This window comes from Novilysobacter viscosus (assembly GCF_046600715.1).
GTDB lineage: Bacteria > Pseudomonadota > Gammaproteobacteria > Xanthomonadales > Xanthomonadaceae > Lysobacter_C > Lysobacter_C viscosus.
Map to the genome: position 1 here is coordinate 82,534 of NZ_JBJMAV010000007.1, position 17,339 is coordinate 99,872.

General features: G+C 72.0%; 16 protein-coding genes. 10 read left to right on the forward strand and 6 right to left on the reverse strand.

Annotated features, from left to right (window positions below):
• Positions 1-38 precede the first annotated feature (38 nt).
• Positions 39-1,082, reverse strand: coding sequence for a chorismate transformation FkbO/Hyg5 family protein (locus ACJQWL_RS11430; protein WP_330969306.1), 1,044 nt, complete (start codon positions 1,080-1,082; stop codon positions 39-41).
• A 221-nt stretch (positions 1,083-1,303) separates the two neighbouring features.
• Between ACJQWL_RS11430 and ACJQWL_RS11435 the strand changes: the two genes are divergently transcribed.
• From ACJQWL_RS11435 to ACJQWL_RS11475, 9 genes are all read left to right on the forward strand, one after another.
• Positions 1,304-1,573, forward strand: a complete 270-nt coding sequence (locus ACJQWL_RS11435; protein WP_330969307.1) for a phosphopantetheine-binding protein — start codon at positions 1,304-1,306, stop codon at positions 1,571-1,573.
• A gap of 69 nt (positions 1,574-1,642) precedes the next feature.
• Positions 1,643-2,332, forward strand: coding sequence for a COG4648 family protein (locus ACJQWL_RS11440; protein WP_330969308.1), 690 nt, complete (start codon positions 1,643-1,645; stop codon positions 2,330-2,332).
• 588 nt (positions 2,333-2,920) lie between these two features.
• Complete coding sequence (locus ACJQWL_RS11445) at positions 2,921-3,199, forward strand: ApeI family dehydratase (RefSeq protein WP_330969309.1); 279 nt, start codon at positions 2,921-2,923, stop codon at positions 3,197-3,199.
• Positions 3,196-4,251, forward strand: a complete 1,056-nt coding sequence (locus tag ACJQWL_RS11450) for a lysophospholipid acyltransferase family protein (protein ID WP_411300905.1) — start codon at positions 3,196-3,198, stop codon at positions 4,249-4,251. The genes ACJQWL_RS11445 and ACJQWL_RS11450 overlap by 4 nt, the downstream gene beginning before the upstream one ends.
• Positions 4,193-4,840 carry a LolA-related protein gene (locus ACJQWL_RS11455; RefSeq protein WP_330969310.1) on the forward strand — a complete coding sequence of 216 codons (648 nt, stop codon included), beginning with the start codon at positions 4,193-4,195 and terminating at the stop codon, positions 4,838-4,840. Before ACJQWL_RS11450 ends, ACJQWL_RS11455 begins: the two co-directional genes overlap by 59 nt.
• A complete protein-coding gene (locus tag ACJQWL_RS11460) occupies positions 4,840-7,188 on the forward strand; it encodes an MMPL family transporter (RefSeq protein WP_411300906.1) in 2,349 nt (782 codons plus the stop codon). The genes ACJQWL_RS11455 and ACJQWL_RS11460 overlap by 1 nt, the downstream gene beginning before the upstream one ends.
• A complete protein-coding gene (locus ACJQWL_RS11465; protein WP_330969914.1) occupies positions 7,185-7,646 on the forward strand; it encodes a hotdog family protein in 462 nt (153 codons plus the stop codon). Before ACJQWL_RS11460 ends, ACJQWL_RS11465 begins: the two co-directional genes overlap by 4 nt.
• A gap of 274 nt (positions 7,647-7,920) precedes the next feature.
• A complete protein-coding gene (gene fabG, locus ACJQWL_RS11470) occupies positions 7,921-8,664 on the forward strand; it encodes a 3-oxoacyl-ACP reductase FabG (RefSeq protein WP_330969913.1) in 744 nt (247 codons plus the stop codon).
• Between the two features lie 109 nt (positions 8,665-8,773).
• On the forward strand, positions 8,774-9,232 hold the full coding sequence (locus ACJQWL_RS11475; RefSeq protein ID WP_330969912.1) for a hypothetical protein: 459 nt from the start codon (positions 8,774-8,776) through the stop codon (positions 9,230-9,232).
• 212 nt (positions 9,233-9,444) lie between these two features.
• On the opposite strand, the gene ACJQWL_RS11480 is transcribed toward ACJQWL_RS11475, so the two are convergent.
• Genes ACJQWL_RS11480 through ACJQWL_RS11495 form a run of 4 tightly spaced genes read right to left on the reverse strand, consistent with a single transcriptional unit; the run spans position 9,445 to position 13,946 of the window.
• Complete coding sequence (locus ACJQWL_RS11480) at positions 9,445-11,103, reverse strand: NAD(P)/FAD-dependent oxidoreductase (RefSeq protein ID WP_330969911.1); 1,659 nt, start codon at positions 11,101-11,103, stop codon at positions 9,445-9,447.
• A complete protein-coding gene (locus ACJQWL_RS11485) occupies positions 11,100-11,921 on the reverse strand; it encodes a glycosyltransferase family 2 protein (RefSeq protein WP_330969910.1) in 822 nt (273 codons plus the stop codon). Before ACJQWL_RS11485 ends, ACJQWL_RS11480 begins: the two co-directional genes overlap by 4 nt.
• Positions 11,914-12,744 carry a beta-ketoacyl synthase chain length factor gene (locus tag ACJQWL_RS11490; protein ID WP_411300907.1) on the reverse strand — a complete coding sequence of 277 codons (831 nt, stop codon included), beginning with the start codon at positions 12,742-12,744 and terminating at the stop codon, positions 11,914-11,916. Before ACJQWL_RS11490 ends, ACJQWL_RS11485 begins: the two co-directional genes overlap by 8 nt.
• Positions 12,741-13,946: a beta-ketoacyl-[acyl-carrier-protein] synthase family protein gene (locus tag ACJQWL_RS11495; protein ID WP_330969390.1), complete on the reverse strand. Its 1,206-nt coding sequence runs from the start codon at positions 13,944-13,946 to the stop codon at positions 12,741-12,743. Before ACJQWL_RS11495 ends, ACJQWL_RS11490 begins: the two co-directional genes overlap by 4 nt.
• A 183-nt stretch (positions 13,947-14,129) precedes the next feature.
• On the opposite strand from ACJQWL_RS11495, the gene ACJQWL_RS11500 reads away from it, so the two are divergent.
• A complete protein-coding gene (locus ACJQWL_RS11500; RefSeq protein ID WP_330969388.1) occupies positions 14,130-14,813 on the forward strand; it encodes a YdcF family protein in 684 nt (227 codons plus the stop codon).
• 301 nt (positions 14,814-15,114) lie between these two features.
• Here ACJQWL_RS11500 and ACJQWL_RS11505 read toward each other — a convergent pair whose 3' ends face one another.
• A complete protein-coding gene (locus tag ACJQWL_RS11505) occupies positions 15,115-17,331 on the reverse strand; it encodes a S9 family peptidase (protein ID WP_330969387.1) in 2,217 nt (738 codons plus the stop codon).
• Positions 17,332-17,339: the final 8 nt, after the last annotated feature.

Below are 17,339 nucleotides of genomic sequence, written 5' to 3' on the forward strand. Positions count from 1 at the left end.
GCGGCGCCGGCCTGCGTCGCGGGACTTCTGCCAGACCTCTAACCGGCGACGTCCCCGTCCATCGCGGCGCCGTGCACGCCATCGATCTCGATGCGCAACTCGCGCCGGCAGATCGCCGCATGCAGCACCACGCGCTTCACCGCCGGGTCCAGGCGTGCGTCCAGCAGCGTCCGCACGCGTGCCATTTCCGAGGCGTCGCGCACGTAGACCTTCAGCCACGTGTCCGCACCGAAGTGCGCGGGCAGGTGAGGTGCACGCGCGCGCGCGGCCACCAGCAGGCTGTCGAAGTTGGCCAGGGTCTCGTCCAGCTGGGCGGCGACGCAGTCCGCGTGCCGCGACTCATGGCCCACCACCGCGGCGGTGCCCGACAGCAGCAACGGCATGGCGCTGCCCGCCGGCGGCAGCATCGCGCGGGCGAAGCTCGGCGGCTGCGGCCCGTACTGGCGGGGATAGCGGTAGGCACTGACCTGGCGGGGGTTCTCCAGCGGCACGCCGGCCACGCGCGCAGCCAGCAGGAACACCTGCAGCCGGCGCACGCCGTCTACCCGGCCGATGGCCGTGGCCGCCGGCAACGCGCCCGGGTCGAACGCACCCAGCCCGCGCGCCCGGCCGACACAGAAGCGGCGGTAGCGCTCCGCATCGCCCTCGCCGGCGGTGATGCCGTCCAGGTAGTTCCACATACGCAGCAGGTGCGGGTATCCGCGCGCATCGGCGAACGCCGAGAGCCCTGCGTAGGCCGTCTTCGCGGCCCGCTCGATGTCGTCATCGCGCGTGTCCTCCGCCAACGCCTGCTCGTCGACCTCCATTGCCGCGAACAGCAGCGCGCCATCGTCCGACCACGCGACCGCGCCGTCGCGACCGCATCGCACGGGGGCGTGGCCGCGCCAGACCTCCAGCGGCGCAGGGCCACCGGGTTCCAGCGCGACCCGCAGGTAGCGAGGATCCCCGTTTTCCGGTGCAGCGGATCCGAAACCGAACACTGCCAGCACGCGGTCGTCGTCCAGCAGCGCCGGCAACGGGACCTGGCTGTAGTCGACGCGAAGCCGCGGCAGGTCGGGCGCCCGGACCGGCAGTGCGCTCATGGCGCTCCCCGGGTGGCAGCGCGAGCAGGCTTCGACGGGTCGACGCGGGATTCCGGCGCAGGGCGACTGCGGCGACCGGCAGCGACCCCGGGACCGGCGGCAGCGGCCGGCACGCATCGGTGGTTCATCCGCCCATGATAGCCGGGCCCCGCGCGCCCGGTGCTTGCACGCGGGCGCCCGATGCCGGATCGTGGCGCCCCGAAATGTCTCCGGACCGCCCGATGTCTGAACAGAGCACCGCCGAACGCGAGCTGGCCGAACTGCTGGTCGAGAGCCTGAACCTCGAGGGCGTCGATCCGGCCGGCATCGACCCGGAGGCGCCGCTGTTCGGTGAGGGCCTGGGGCTGGATTCGATCGATGCGCTGGAGCTGGCGCTGGCCGTGTCCAAGCGTTACGGCTTCCAGCTGCGTTCCGACAGCGACGAGAACCGCCGCATCTTCGGTTCGCTGCGGGCGCTGTCGGCGCACGTCGAGCAGCACAAGACCGCCTGAGCACCTCGCCCCGGTGCCGCGGTTCTCCTGCCACCGCACCGCCGCGGACGATCGCGACGCGACCCTTCGATGACCGGAACCGTGCTCCGCATCGCCCTGCTGGTGGCCTACCCGCTGCTGGCGCACTGGGCCAGTGCGGGCGGTGGCGCGCTGGCCGCGGTGCTGGCCCTGCTCGACCTGGTGGCGCTGGTGCTGGCCGACGCCCTGCTGCGTCCACGCGCCTGGGCCTGGGCGGTACTGGTCGCCAGTGCCGCCGCGCTGTGGCTGCTGCTGGACACCCCGTGGCCGGCACTGCTGCTGTTGGCACCGCCGATCCTGTTCACCGGGTTGCTGGCATGGCTGTTCGGACGCAGCCTGGCCTCGCCACGGGGTGCACTGATCACCCGGATCGTGTCGGCGCTCGAGCGCCTGGCACCCGCGGAACTCCCCCCCGACCTGCTGCGCTATTCGCGCGGCCTCACCGCGGCATGGGCGCTGGTACTGGCACTGCTGACGGTGGCCAACGGCGTGCTGGCGCTGGTGGTGGTGCCCGACGGCGTGTTCGCCACGCTGGGCATGGCCTCGCCGTGGCCAGTATCGCAGGAGGCCGGCTCGCTGTTCGCCAACATCCTCAACTACGGTGTCCTGGGGGTGTTCTTCATCGGCGAGTACGTGCTGCGGCACCGCCTGTTCCGCGACCGCCCGTACCGCAACTTCGTCGACTTCCTGCGCCAGATGGGAGCGTTGGGGCCGGGGTTCTGGAAGGACCTGTTGCGGTAGCCGGCGCGGCAACCGTCGCTACGCACCGCTTCGGGGCTGAAGCCGCTCCTACAGGGCTCGGCCGTTGATCTTGCCCCTATTGGGCATCCCGGGCGCCAGCGCACCAGCCAGGCCCGGAGGGCGGCGCACACGGATGTGCGCCGTTTCCCGACCGAGCCATGGATGGCGAGTCGGGAAAACCGAGGCGACACCGGCGTGCCAACGGGAGGCTCGTCGGGGAAGACCCTTTCTTTTGGTGACTTTTCTTTGGGTCGGCAAAGAAAAGTTACCCGCCTTCAGGCGGAAGTATTTGATCTTGCTCCGGAAGCTCGGGAACAACCGCAACAGCTTTCGCCTGAAGGCGAGTTACTTTCTTTGAAGCGCCAAAGAAAGGTAACCAAAGAAAGGCGCTATCCACGACAGTTCGAATACCTCGCGTGGGGCGACGCGGGGACTTTCCGACTCGGCATCCATGCCGAGGGCGGAAAGCGGCTTCAGCCGCGAAGCCGCCTCTTGCCCCTCGCCCACGCGTCCACGCAAACCCGCACCCGCAACCCCGCCATCCGCCCGGTCGCTTATCCTGTGCGGCCGCGCTTTCCGACTCCTTCCATGCGCTTCACCATCGAGCCCGACCACCCCTGCCTGCCGGGCCACTTCCCGGGGCGCCCGGTGGTGCCCGGGGTGGTGGTGCTGGACCGGGTGGTGGAGGCGATCGAGGCCGCGCATGGAGCGCTGGGACCGCTGCGCCTGCCGCAGGTCAAGTTCGTGCAGCCGCTGCTGCCGGGTGAAACCGCCGACATAGAACTGGAACCCGCCGCGCCCGGCCGCTGGCGGTTCAGGGTCCGTCGCGGCGACACGCTTCTGGCCAGCGGCGAAGTGGTCGCATGAACGGTGGGGGCGCGCGCGACTGGACCCGGCGACCCGAGGGCGGGGGCTGGTTCGCGCTCTGGCTGATCCGCGCCGTGGCCCGCCACGGCGGCCGTGTCCTCGGCCGTGCCTGCCTGTACCCCATCACCGGCTACTTCCTGCTGCGTCGCGCACCGGAGCGCGCCGCCTCGCGCGCCTACCTGTCGCGTGCCCTGGGCCGGCCCGCCCGCCTGGGCGACGTCGCCCGCCACATCCACACCTTTGCCTCCACCATCCTGGACCGGGTGTTCATGCTGAGCGGGCAGATGGAGCGGTTCGACATCCGCACCTCGGGGCTGGAAGGCCTGCACACGCAGCTCGACCGGGGCCAGGGCGTGCTGGTGTTCGGCTCGCACCTGGGCAGTTTCGACGCGCTGCGTGTGCTGGCGGCGACGCGACCGGACGTGCAGGTCCGCGTGGTGCTGGACAAGGGCCACAACCCGGCCATGACCCAGCTGCTTGACGCGCTGAACCCCGAGCTGGCGCGCACGGTCATCGACGCCGGCCAGGACGGGCCGTCGATCGTGCTGGCAATCAAGCAGGCCACTGACCAGGGCGCCCTGGTGGCGCTGCTGGTGGACCGGGCGCGTCCCGGCGAGCCCTCGCTGCCGGCGCCGCTGCTCGGCGTGCCCGCGCCCCTTCCGGTGGCGCCCTGGCTGATCGCCGGCGCGCTCAAGGTGCCGGTCGTGCTGGCCTTCGGCCTGTACCGCGGCGGCAACCGCTACGACCTGGATTTCGAGGTGTTCAGCGAAGGCTTGAGCATCACCCGTCATAACCGTACGGCCCAGTTGGGCGATCTTGTCGCGCGCTACGCGCTGCGGCTGGAGGAGCACGCCCGCCGGGCGCCGTTCAACTGGTTCAACTTCTACGACTTCTGGCAGACCGATGACCCACCTGCACGCACCGATGCAAAGCCCGACCCCGCGCCGTCCGCGCCCGCCGATCCGCCTGTCGCGGGCGCTGCCCCCATTGCGGATGCAGGTGCTGGCACTGCTGCTGGTACCGGTGCTGCTGGCGCCGGCCTCCGCCGCTGAGCCGGCCACGCCGGCCTCGCGGGCCGACGCCGAGTGGATCCTGTCACGGCTGGCGCGCCCGGCGCCGATGCGCACGGGCTTCGTCGAAGTCCGCGGCTCGGCCCTGTTGAAGGCGCCGCTGCGCCTGACCGGCGAGTACCGCCGGCCGGGCGGCGACACACTGGTGCGCGAAGTGCGCGCGCCGTATGCCGAAACCACCACCATCCAGGCCGGTGAAGTCCGGATCGAACGCACCGGCCGCGGAGACCGGACGTTCTCGCTGTCGCGCGCGCCCGAGCTGGCCGCCCTGCAGGCCAGCTTTGGCGCGCTGCTGTCGGGTGACCGGGCGTTGCTGGAGAAGCACTACGTGATCGACACCCGGGGCAGCCGGCGCGCGTGGACGATGGCGCTCAAGCCCCGCGATGCCGGCGTCGCCGCCAGGCTCCAGGGCATCACCCTGCACGGCCGCGGTGCGGAGTTGCGCTGCATCGAGACGCGCCCGGTCAAGGGCGACGTTCAGCGCACGTTGCTGGCCGGTGCCGCGCGGTCCGCCGCGACGGTCTCCGACGCCGCCGCGCTGGCGGCGCTGTGCAGCGGCACCGCCGCCTGATGGGATCGGGCGCCCGGCTCGGGCTGGCGCTGCTGTGGCTGGCGGCGCTGCTGCTGGCCGGGTGGGCGGTGTCGCGGACGCTGGAGCTCAGTGGCGACCTGCGCAAGTTCATGCCGGCGCCGCAGACCCCGGCGCAGACGCTGTTGATCGACGAACTGGGCGAGGGCCCGGGCTCGCGGCTGCTGCTGGTGGTGCTGGAAGGCGACGCGCCCGAGACGCTGGCGGCGATTTCCCTTGCGATGCACGACGCGCTGGCACGCGACGGCGCGTTCGCGCTGGTCGCCAACGGGGGCGACGCCGGGCTCGATGCCATCCCCGAATCGCTGCGCGCCTACCGCTACCTGCTGACGCCCAACCTGGATCGCCAGCGCCTGGATACCGGCCTGCTGCGCGATGCGCTGGCGCAGCGGGTGCAGGACCTGGGCTCGCCCGCGGCCGCCCTGATCGAGCCGCTGGTGCCCAGCGACCCCACGCTGGAAATGCTGGCGGTGGCCGAGGCCTTGCAGCCGGCCGGTTCACCGCAGCGCCTCCACGGCGTGTGGTTCGACCGCGCGGGCCAGCGGGCGTTGCTGGCCCTGGAAACCCGCGCCGCCGGCTTCGACCCGACCGGGCAGGCCGCCGCCGTGGCCGCGGTCCACGACGCCTTCGACCGGGCGCGCGGGCAGGGCCGCGCCACGCTGGCGATGACCGGCCCGGGTGCGTTCTCGGTGGAGATCGGTACCCGCACGCAGCGCGAGGCCAGCCTGATCGGCACGGTCGATTCGATCGTGTTCGCGCTGTTGCTGATGCTCGCCTACCGCAGCTGGCGCGCACCCCTGCTGGGGGCGCTGCCGCTGGCCACCGGCGGGCTGGCCGGGCTGGCGGCGGTGGCGCTCGCATTCGAGGGCGTGCACGGCATCACCCTGGCGTTCGGCTTCACCCTGATCGGGGTGGCGCAGGACTACCCGATCCACCTGTTCAGCCACATCCGGCCTGATCGCTCGCCGCGCGACAGCGTGCGCGGGCTGTGGCGGACGCTGGCCACCGGCGTGGTCGCCACCTGCATCGCCTACCTCACGTTCCTGGCCTCCGGCGTGGAAGGCCTGGAGCAGCTGGCGGTATTCACCATCGTCGGGCTGGGCACCGCGGGGCTGGCCACGCGCTTCGCGTTGCCCGCGTTGATCGTGCCGGGACAATGGGACCCGCTCGCCACCCCCGGGCTGGCGACGGCGTGGCGGGCGATCGACCGCCTGCCACGGCTGTCGGCGACCGCCGCGCTGGCGCTGGCCGCCGCGGCCATCGCGGTGGCAGCGCTGGCGCCGGGCCGGTTCTGGGAGAACGACCTCTCGCGCCTGACCCCGGTGCCGGAGCCGGCCATGAAGCTGGACTCGGAACTGCGACGGGAGCTGGGCGCACCGGACGTGCGCTACGTGATCGCCCTGGAGACCGCCGATGCCGAAGCCGCGCTGCAGGCCGGCGAGGCGCTGCAGCCGCGGCTGGAGCAGCTTCGCGTGGCCGGCGCGATCGACGGATTCGACCTGGCCTCGCGCTACCTGCCCAGCGCCGCCACCCAGCGTGCGCGCCAGCAACGCCTGCCCGGCGACAACGAGTTGAAGCTGGCGCTGGCCGCCGCACTGGCCGACAGCCCCTTCGTGGCCGACGCGTTCGACCCCTTCGTGGCCGACGTCGCGCGCGCGCGCCAGGCCCCGCCACTGCGCGTCGCCGACCTGGCCGGCACGCCGCTGGCCACGGGCGTCGACGGCCTGCTGGTGCAACGCGACGGCCGGACCACCGCGCTGGTGTCGCTGAGCGGCCTGCACGACCCCGGCGCGGTCGCACGCGTGGCGCAGCAGCACGGCGGCCGGTTGCTGGACCTCAAGCAGGCCAGTGAATCGCTGGTGGCCGAGTACCGGGGCCGGGTGCTGGCCGCGCTGGCGCTGGCGGCGGTGCTGCTGGCGCTGACGGTGCTGGCCTCGCTGCGTTCACTGCGCCGCACCCTGCGCGTGCTGGCGCCGATGGCCCTGACCACCGTGCTGGTCCTGGCCGCGCTGCGCGCGCTGGGCGTGGAGCTCAACCTGTTCCACCTGGTCGCGCTGATCCTCGGCGCCGGGCTGGGGCTGGACTACGCGCTGTTCTTCGACCACGCCGGCGAGGAACGCGACGAGCAGCTGCGCACACTGCATGCGGTGATCGTGTGCAGCGTGATCACCTTCGCGGTGTTCGCGCTGCTGGCGGTCTCCTCGATCCCGGTACTGCGGGCGATCGGCGGCACGGTTGCGTTGGCGGTGGTGTGCAACTTCGTGCTGTCGTTGCTGGTCACCCGTCGCCCGGTCGCGACCTATGCCGACCAGGGCGCCCACGCACCATGACCGCATCCCCCGGATTCTCGAACCCGATCGACCGCGCGCGCATCCTGCAGCTGGTCCCCCACCAGGGCGACATGTGCCTGTGGGATGCCGTCGACGCATGGGACGCGGCCCGCATCCGGTTGCGCAGCGACAGCCATCGCAGCCCGACGCACCCGTTGCGAAGCGGCGACCGGCTGCGCGCGCTGCACCTGTGCGAGTACGGCGCGCAGGCGATGGCGGTGCATGGCGGCCTGCGCGCCGCACGGGCAGGCGGCACCGCGCCGGCCGGGATGCTGGTCGCGCTGCGCGGCGTGGAGCTGCACGTGGTGCGCATCGACATGTTGCCCGGCGAACTGGAATGCGACGCGCAGGTGCTGGCCGAGGGCGAGGGCAGCCAGCAGTACGCGTTCCAGATCCATCATGCCGGCATGCTGCTGGCCGAGGGCCGCGCCGCGGTCATGCTTCGCCAGGCGCCCTAGTCCACGCGGCCGAACGTAGGAGCGGCCTCAGCCGCGATCCGTGCCAGATCGCGGTGCACGCCCACTGCAGGAGCGGCGAAAGTCGCGATCCACCGCACCCAGGACGTGCGCGGTCGACATCACCTCGCTCCTGCAAAAGGCGTGCGGCTGCCCACGGACGAGGCCGCGCCTGCAGGGACTTCGCACCCGCAGGTCCCGACCGCCGTGGCGCCCGCATGCGCGGCACCGTCGCCTCGGGGGACAATGCCGGCTTTCCGCCACCCGGAACGCGCCCATGACCCCCACAGCCGCCACCAGTGCCCGCCGTGCCCTTGTCACCGGCGGCAGCGGCGACCTCGGCAGTGCGATCTGCCAGCAGCTGGCCGAAGAGGGCTGCCACGTCATCGTCCACGCGCACGCCAACCTGCAGCGCGCGCAGGAGGTGGTCGACGCCATCCACCATGCCGGCGGCAGCGCGCAGGCGGTCGCCTTCGACGTGACCGATGGCGAGGCCACGCGCGCGGCGATCGAGGCGTTGCTGGCCGATGGCCCGATCCAGATCGTGGTCAACAACGCCGGCATCCACGACGACGCCCCGATGGCCGGGATGGGCGATGCCCAGTGGAAGCGGGTCATCGACATCTCGCTGCACGGGTTCTTCCACGTCACCCAGCCGCTGCTGCTGCCCATGGCTCGCACGCGCTGGGGCCGCGTGGTCAGCATTTCCTCGGTGGCGGCGGTGCTGGGCAACCGGGGCCAGGCCAACTACGCGGCCGCCAAGGCCGCGCTGCACGGGGCCAGCAAGTCGCTGGCCCGGGAAATGGCCTCGCGCGGGATCAGCGTCAACGTGGTTGCACCGGGCGTGATCGAAGGCCGGATGGCGAGCGACGCGTTCCCGCCCGAACTGATCAAGCAGACCGTGCCCGCGGGCCGGGCAGGCACCCCGGGCGAGGTTGCCGCGCTGGTCGCGTTCCTGTGTTCGGACGCGGCCGGCTACATCAACGGCCAGGTGATCGGCATCAATGGCGGGATGGGCTGACCCGCCGGCTGAACGCTTCAGCGCCGGGCCGCGCAGTGGGGGTGCAGTCACCCCCCGCCGACGCCCCGGGCGTAGCATCCCCGGCACGATCCACGCCCCGGAGACGCCCATGGTCCGCACCCTCATCACCGCCCTGCTGGCCCTGTCGCTGTCCGCGTGCGCGACTTCGCACATCCTCACCGGCCAGCCGCGCGCGCCGATCGACCCGGCGCAGGTCCGCCTCTACTTCGATCCACCGACCGTCCGCTACGAGGAAATCGCGCTGCTGGAAACCCGCAGCGGCGCGTTCACCTGGGGCGAGCAGAACAAGTCCAACCAGGTCATCGACAAGCTGCGCGTGGAGGCGGCCCGGCTCGGTGCCAACGGCGTGCTGTTCCAGGGCACGTCCGACAGCTGGGGCGGCACCGGCGTCAGCGTGGGCGCCGGCGGTGGCCGCTTCGGGGGCCGCGGCTTCAGCAGCGGTGGCGTCGGTGTCAGCGTCACCCCGACCCAGAAGTACGCGCGCGGCGTGGCCATCTTCATCGCCAACCCGCCGCCAACAGGCGCCACCCCCCCTCCCGGCGGCTGAGGCACATCCCAGGCCTGGACGCCGATACCCCGCTATGCGCGCCTGGCAGGCTGGACGTGCGGGCCGGGAGCGACGGGATTGCCGTCCGGACCTCCACGGAGGGCGGTTGCGACCCCCGTCATTCCTGCAGGCTCCGGTGATGCATCGCGACGAACACCATCGCGGCTGAAGCCACTCCTGCAGGGAGATCTGCGCTGGTCGCCGATGCCGACCTATGCCGCCTGGTACCAGCGCGCTTCCAGCGACTCGCCGCTTGCCCTGGCGGCCTCTCCCAATGCCGCCTCCAGCGCGTCCCCGCCGATACCGGGATGGGCCACGCGCGCGCGCGCCAGCACTTCCGCCGCCAGTGCTTCCATGCGCCGGACGCTGGCATGGATGCGCTCGACGAATGCATCTGCATCCAGCGTGTCGTTGAGTGCGCGGTTCATCTCGCGGAACCACGGGATGCGGCTCTGGTCGAGCATGTTGTTGGTGGCGATGTCGACCGTCTCGCCGGCTTCGGCGTTGCGCCGGCCCCACTCGCGCAGCAGCGCCTGCACGTGGACGTTGAGCACGCCACCGCGCTGGAACGCGGCGCGGGTCCGGCCCAGGGTCGCGATGTCGCACTGGCGCCCGGCGAAGTAGAGCTGCGCCAGCAGCGCCCAGTAGAAGGTGTAGTCCCAGATCACCTTCACCGGCATGACCTGCGCATCGCCGAAAAGCGGGTACTGGTCCTGGTAGAGGCTCAGGGTGTTTTCGTAGAAGGCGAAGTACAGCTGCTGGTAGAGCTGGGCGAAGGGCGCGAACGACAGGCCGGCGCGGTCCTTGGCGATGAGGTCGCAGATGTAGGTGTTGCCGATGGCGATGAAGTCGCTGCCTGGCGAATAGAACGGGTCGAGGAACAGCCCGGCCTCGCCCGTCAGCGCCCAGCGGTCGCCCGAGAACACCTGCTTGCACGAGTAGGAGAAGTCCTTGAGGAACAGGAAGTCCTGCACCGCCGGCTGCGTCCGGTCCAGCTCGCGCGCCAGCCGCGGCTGGTGCTTGCGCAGCCAGTCCATGGCCTTGGCGTGGGTGTTCATGGTCTCCAGCGGGTGCGCCCTGGCGTCGCAGACCACGCCCAGCGAATGCGCACCCGAGGCCAGCGGGATCATCCAGAACCAGTAGCCCGGCCCGCACAGGTGGTTGGTCGAGCGCCAGCGCTCCGGCGGCGTGCAACGCGCGCGCCAGGCCGGGTCGTCGGACCAGTCGTCGGGCTTGATGAAGCCGTCCACGCGCCACCAGACGGCATTGACGTCGTGGTCGTTGGACTCCGCCAGCCCGCGCTTGCGCTTGACCATGCCGGCGCGGCCGGAGGCGTCCACCAGCCAGCGCGCGGTGAGCTGGCGGGCGCTGGCATCGTGGTCGTAGCGGACGGTGTGCGGTGCGTCGTTCTCTTCGATATCGAAGCCGCGAACGACGGCGCCATCGAGGAACTCCACGCCCAGCTCGCGCGCGTGCTGGCCGAGGAAGTTCTCGAAGCGGCCGCGGTCGATCTGCCAGGACGGGGTCGGAAGCAGTTCGCTGACACCCAGCTCCAGGGTGCGGTCGAAGTCCTCGCGGCCCTCGCTGAAGAAGAACCGGAAGCCGAACTTGCGGATCTGCGCGGCATCCAGGTGCGCGCGCAGGCCGAGCACGTCGGCGAAGTAGTGCGCGCCGATCTCCACCGTCGATTCGCCGACCTTGAACGCCGCCTCGCGCACCGGGTGGGCGCGCCGCTCCAGCACGGTCACGGTGATGCCAGGCTCCTGGCGCTTGAGCTGGATGGCGAGCGTCAGGCCGGCGAGGCCGCCGCCGAGGATGGCCACGTCGACGTGGCGGGCGGCGGCGGCGGCGGCGGCGGCGGCGGGGATCATCGGGACTTGGCCGGTTGCGCGGAGGGGAGCGGTGCGAACTCGCCGTCGGGGTCGTGGATCAGCGGCGGGTTGGCGCGGATGCGGCGATGCAGCTCCAGCATGCCGCCGCGCGCCAGCACCTGCCCGACGATGTGCGCGGTGATGCGCGAGAAGTCGCGCAGCGGCTTGAAGTGGCTGGCGCGGAACTGGTGCTCCGGGTCGTCCCCGGCGTGCACGCAGGCGTAGCGCGATTCGATCGGCACCGACACGCATCGCGTTCCCAGCGTGCGCGCCGCCGAGATCAGGATCTGCGCCTCGTACACGAAGTCCTCGCCCGGTACGTCGCCCAGCGCCAGCACCTCGGCCGGGTAGAAGCGCTGCCCGCTCTGGGTGTCGGCGATGCGGTAGCCGGTGCCCCAGGCGATGCCCCAGTCTCCGAACTCGTTGGCCAGTCGCCGGTAGGTGGGTTGCTGCTCGCGCTTGCGCAGGCGTGCGCCGATGACGATGTGGCGCGGGTGGTAGCGCGCGGCGTCGAGCAGGCGCGGGATGTCGCTGGCCGCGTGCTGGCCGTCGCCGTCCATCGTGACCACGCCGGTGACGCCGCGGCGCAGCGCCTCGCTGAACCCGTCGCGCAGGCTCGCGCCCTTGCCCATCCGCCGATCGTGGCGGATCAGCACCACCGGCAGGTCGGCGATGGTGTCGGAGGTGCCGTCGTCGGAGCCGTCGTCGATGACGATGACGGTGGGGCACTCGGCCAGCGCGCCTTCCACTACCCCACGCAGGCGCAGCGCCTCGTTGAGCGCCGGGATGACGACGGCGATTGAGCTTCGATCAGGCATGCAGGGACTCGTCGGTGACGGTTCGGGTGGCGGGTGCCGGTACCAGCGACAGCTGGAGCACCCGCCCGGGTCCGGCGTCCAGCACGGCGCTGGCGTGGCCGGCAGCCAGCGCATCGAACAGCGGCAGCATCGTGGCCATCGCGTTGCCAGCGGCAAGGCGCGCGAGCGGGCCGTCGTTGGCCGGCGCATCGCCGTCGCCCAGCGTCGCTGCCAGGGTCATCGGGTCGCGGCCGCCGGAGGGGTCACGTGCCAGCACCAGTGCGCCGCCCAGCAGGCCTTCGCTCGGGGTTACGCCGGCGAGCGGTCCGGCGGAGGCGCCGTCGTAGCCGACCAGCAGCACCGCCGGTGCACCGTCCGCCAGTTGCGCGAGGGCTTCGAGCAGGCCCTGCGCGAAGCTGGCATGCAGCGCGCTGATCGCGGTGGCGGCGGCCATCGCGCCGGCGCCAATGGTCCAGTAGCCGGCGGCGGCGTTGTGGACGGAGTTGTGGAAGCGGGTCGGCGAGATCGTGCGCGGTTCGGTGGCCAGCGTGCGGCACATGTAGTCGGTGATGCCCAGCTCGCCGTGGGTGGAGGCGAACACCGATGGCAGCGAGGCGGGGTCGCGTCCCGCGGCCTGGCAGGCGGCGAGCGCGACCTCCAGCGCAACGGCCACCGTTTCCGGCGCGCGGCGGCGCTCGTTGGGTGCCAGCAGTTGCGGCGAGGGCCGGGTCGGCGCGTCGCCGGGCATCGCGCCGCCGCGCGCATGGGCCACCGCGTCGCCCCAGGTGGGCAGGCCCCGGGTCCACAGGGCAATGCCTTCGATACGGGCGGTCAGGGTGGTCATGCGCGCCCGAACACCAGCGAACAGTTGTTGCCGCCGAAACCGAAGGAGTTGTTCATCGCGTAGCGGATGTCGCGTTGCGCGTTGTCGAAGCGGATCTGCGGGCCGCAGGCGGGGTCCGGCGTGTCGCTGTGCAGGATCCCGGGCAGCAGGCCGGTTTCCAGCGCGAGCAGCGCGATGACCGATTCGACGATGCCGGCCGCGCCCAGCGTGTGTCCGGTCCAGCCCTTGGTCGAGCTGGCGTGCAGCGTGTCGGGGAACAGCGCGGCGACCGCGGCGGCCTCGATGGAGTCATTGGCCGGCGTGGCGGTGCCGTGCAGGTTGAGGTAGCCCACCTCGGCCGCGTCGATGCCGGCGCGGGCGATCGCCTCGCGCATCGCCATGCGTGCGCCGAGGCCGTCGGGGTGCGGCGCGGACATGTGGTGGGCGTCGCTGGATTCACCGTAGCCGCGCAGCTGCAGCCCGCTGTCGCCCGGTTGCGCGCGCTCGATGACGGCGAAGCCGCCGGCCTCGCCCAGCGACAGGCCGGTGCGCCCGGTGTCGAAGGGACGGCACGGCGCGGTGGCCACCAGCTGCAGCGAGTTGAAGCCGTACAGCACGCTGCCGCACAGGGTGTCGACGCCGCCCACCAGCGCCGCATCGGCCAGGCCTGCGTTGATGAGGCGTGCGGCCTGCGCGAAGACCTTGGCGCTGGACGAACAGGCGGTGGCCACGGTGACGCAGGGACCGCGAAGGCCGGTGGCGTGCTGGATGAAGTCGCCGAGCGAATGCGGGGTGTGGACGATCGGCCGCGCGAGGTCGTCGGGGAAGCGCGCCTCGCCACCGTCGCCCTGGAGCCTGCGGTAGGCCTCCTCGCTGGCGCCGATGCTGGAGGTGGACGTGCCAATGACGACGGCGACGCGGTCGGCCCCATGAACCGCCACCTGCGCGGCAACCGCCTCCAGCACCCCGTCGGCCTGCAGCGCCATCCAAGCCAGCCGGTTGTTGCGGCACTCCCATTGCGCCAGCGGTTCGGGCAGCGGGGCGTCCTCCACTCCGTCGACACGGCCGATCCAGCAGTCCAGCGGTGCCTCGCCGTCGGGCAACGGGCCGAAGTCGTTGCGCCGCAGCCCGCTCCGGCGCGTGCGCAGGGCATCTGCCTGGGCCTGGCGGCCGCGGCCGAGCGCGGTGGTGGCGGTATAGGCGCGCACCGCCATGGGCGGCATCGGCGCAGGGGCGATCGGCGGCGATGCGGGAGGCGCGATGTCGGCGGGCACGACGTTCCTGAACGAGAAAACCGGACGAAGCGCCGAGTATAGCGAGGCCCCTGTCCACGCCCCGCGCTTAGAATCCCCGGGCCGTCCATGCCGTCCGGCGTGCCCTCGAGCTACCGATCCCACCCCACCCACGTGTCCAACCGACTCGCCCACCGCCTGGCGCTCAGTGCCGACCGCGACGTGCTGCATGCGGCCGCGGTGGCCGGCGCCGCCTGCGTGCTCAGCCTTGGACTGGTCTACGTCGGGTATTTCGTCCATGTGTTGAGGGTCGCGCGCAAGGCGCCCTGCCTGCCGGCGCGTGGCGAATGCCTGCTGGTATTCGGCAAACACGCGCCGGGCGGCCGGCTGGACGTGGACTTCGAGGCGCGGCTGGATCGCACCGTGTCGCTATGGCGCGATCGGTCACCGCGCAGCCTGGTGCTGCTGGGCGGCGGCGCCCCCGGCGATCCGACCGAGGCCGAACTGGCCAAGGCGGGCCTGCTGGCCAGGGGGATCACCCTGGACGTGCCGGTGACCCTGGAGTCGCACTCGCGCGACACCCTGCAGAACCTGCGCAACGCGCGCATCGTGCTGGGCGAGGGTTTCGCGCGCCGGGTGACCCTGCTGAGCAGCCGCTACCACCTGGCACGCTGCGCGCTGTTCGCGCGCAACCTGGGATTCGACGCGGAAGTCTGCGCGGCCGAGCCGCGGCTGCGGCTGGGCCCGCAGATGCTGCTGCGAATTGCCGGGGAAGCCGCCTACCTCTGCCTGACCGACATCGGCACCCGCTGGGCGCGGCTGATCGGGCACCGCCGGATGATCGACCGGAGCAGTTGAGGCGCGGCCGCGTCGCAGGTTCCGGTGCGTTGTAGGAGCGACGTGAGTCGCGAACGGGAGCTGGTTCACTGGATGCGTCCACTGGATGCGTCCACTGGATGCATTCACTGGATTCCGGTTCCGCGAGGCTGGAGTACGCGAACGGCAGCCCTCTCCAACCCTCCCCTGCACGCGCAGGGGAGGGAGCAGGAACACCGTAGGAGCGCCTTCAGGCGCGATCGCGATCCGGTGGGCAGGCGCGTCGGCCGGCGCGGCGGCCGGCACTGGCGAAATCGCGGTTGAAGCCGCTTCTGCAGAAGCGTCACCGCTGCAGGCAGCGTCCGAAGAAGTCCTCGGTCAGGCGCAGCCGGTGCAGCAGGTCGGCGCCCCGCAGCCCGTGCTTGGCGCCCGGGTAGGTCATCAGCTCGAAGGTCTGTCCGCGCTTTTGAAGCGCACTCATCAACGCGGTGGTGTTGCTGAAGAGCACGTTGTCGTCGGCCATGCCGTGGATCAACAGCAGCCGGGGTGCGTCCTCGCCGACCAGGCCGTCGAGGTGCTCGAGCACGCGCGCGTGACGGTAGCCGTCGGCGTTGGCCGCCGGCAGGTTCATGTAGCGCTCGGTGTAGTGGGTGTCGTACAGCGCCCAGTCGGTCACCGGCGCGCCGGCCACGCCGCAGGCATAGGCATCGGGCGCCTGGCCGAGCAGCATCAGGGTCATGTAGCCGCCGTTGGACCAGCCGTGGACACCGATGCGGTCGGCATCGACCCACGGCTGCGCGCGCAGCCAGCCGACGCCGGCACGCTGGTCTTCGACCTCCACCGTGCCTTGCCGGCCATACAGCGCCCCGCCAAAGGCCGCGCCCCGCCGCGGGGTGCCGCGGTTGTCCAGCGAAAACACCACGTAGCCCTGCTGGGCCAGGTACTGGTTGAAGTCCGGCGCCCAGGTGCGGCGCACCGTCTGCGCGGCCGGCCCGCCGTAGACGAACACCACGACCGGGTAGCGCCGTCCGGGGTCGAAGCCGCTCGGCTTGAGCAGGCTGTAGTTGAGCTGGGTGGTGCCGTCGGCGGCGGTAAGGGTGCCGAACTCAACCGGCCGGTGCGCCGCGCGGAACGGGGCGTACGGATGCCCGGGATCGCCCAGGTCGTTCTCGACCAGGGTGGCGATGCGGGTGCCGTCGTTGCGGTGCAGGGTCAGCTGCGGCGGCGTGGACGGGTTCGACCAGTTGTCGACGTAGACGCTGGCGTTGTCGGCGAAGCTGGGTGCGTGCACGCCGGCCTCGCGCGACAGCCGTTTCACCGCGCCGCCCGCCAGAGGCACCCGGTAGAGCTGGACGTCGAGCGGGGAATCCTTGCCGGCGGCGAAGTAGACCTGCCCGGTGGCCTCGTCCAGCGCGAGCACGCGATCCACCGGCCACGCCCCGGAAGTGAGTGCGGCCGCGCGGCCCTCGCTGTCGATGACGTACAGGTGCTGGTAGCCGCTGCGTTCGCTGCTCCACAGCAGCCGGCCGTCGGCCAGGAAGCGCAGGTCGTGGTGCAGCGGCACCCAGGTGTCGCTGGTTTCGGTGATGAGCGTGCGTTGCACGCCGCTGGACAGGTCGGCCTCGACCAGCTCCAGGCGCTGCTGGTCACGCGACTGCCGCTGGAAGGTGAGGCGCTGCGGGTCGCGCCAGTCCACGCGTGCCAGGTAGATATCCGGGTTGTCGCCCAGGTCCACCCACTGCGTCGTTGCGCCCGTGCGCGGGGCGACCACCCCCAACCGCACGCGCACGTTGGGGTCGCCCGCCGACGGGTAGCGCTGCTCGATGACCTCGGTCCGGTCCGGGTAGACCTCGTAGCGCTTCTGCACCGGCACCGGTGACTCGTCGATGCGGGCGAAGGCGATGGCCGAGTCGTCGGGCGCCCACCAGTAGCCGGTGTGGCGGTCCATCTCCTCGTCGGCGACGAACTCGGCCACGCCGTTGCCGATGGTGTCGCTGCCGTCCGTGGTCAGCTGCATCGCGCGGCCGCTGGCCAGCTCGATCACCCACAGGTTGCGCTCGCGGATGAAGCTGACGAAGCCGCCCTTCGGTGACAGCTTGGGGTCGGTGGCGAAGCCGCCGCCGTCGGTCAGCTTGCGCACCGCCTCGCGTCCGGTCCGGCGCAGGTCGACCAGGTACAGCTCGCCACCCAGCGGGAACAGCACCGACTGCCCGTCCGGCGCCCACTGGTAGTCGACGATGCCACTCAGCGCTGCGGTGCGCTGGCGCTCGCGGCGGGCCTTCTCCTCGTCGGACAGCACCTCCTCGCCCGGCAGCACGTCGTCGGCATCCACCAGCCGCGCGCTGGTGCCGGCGTCGATGTCGTAGGCCCACAGGTCCAGCCGGTTGCGGTCGTCTTCGCGCCCGCGCAGGAACCCGACCCGCCGGCCATCCGGAGAGACCTTGGGCTTGACCAGGCTGGGCCCGGACAGCGCCGCGTCACCGGCCAGCGCCTCCAGGGTGAGTTTCCGGGCGTCGGCGGATCCGGCGTCGGGAGCGGACTGTGCGCTGGCGGGGCTCATCGACAGGC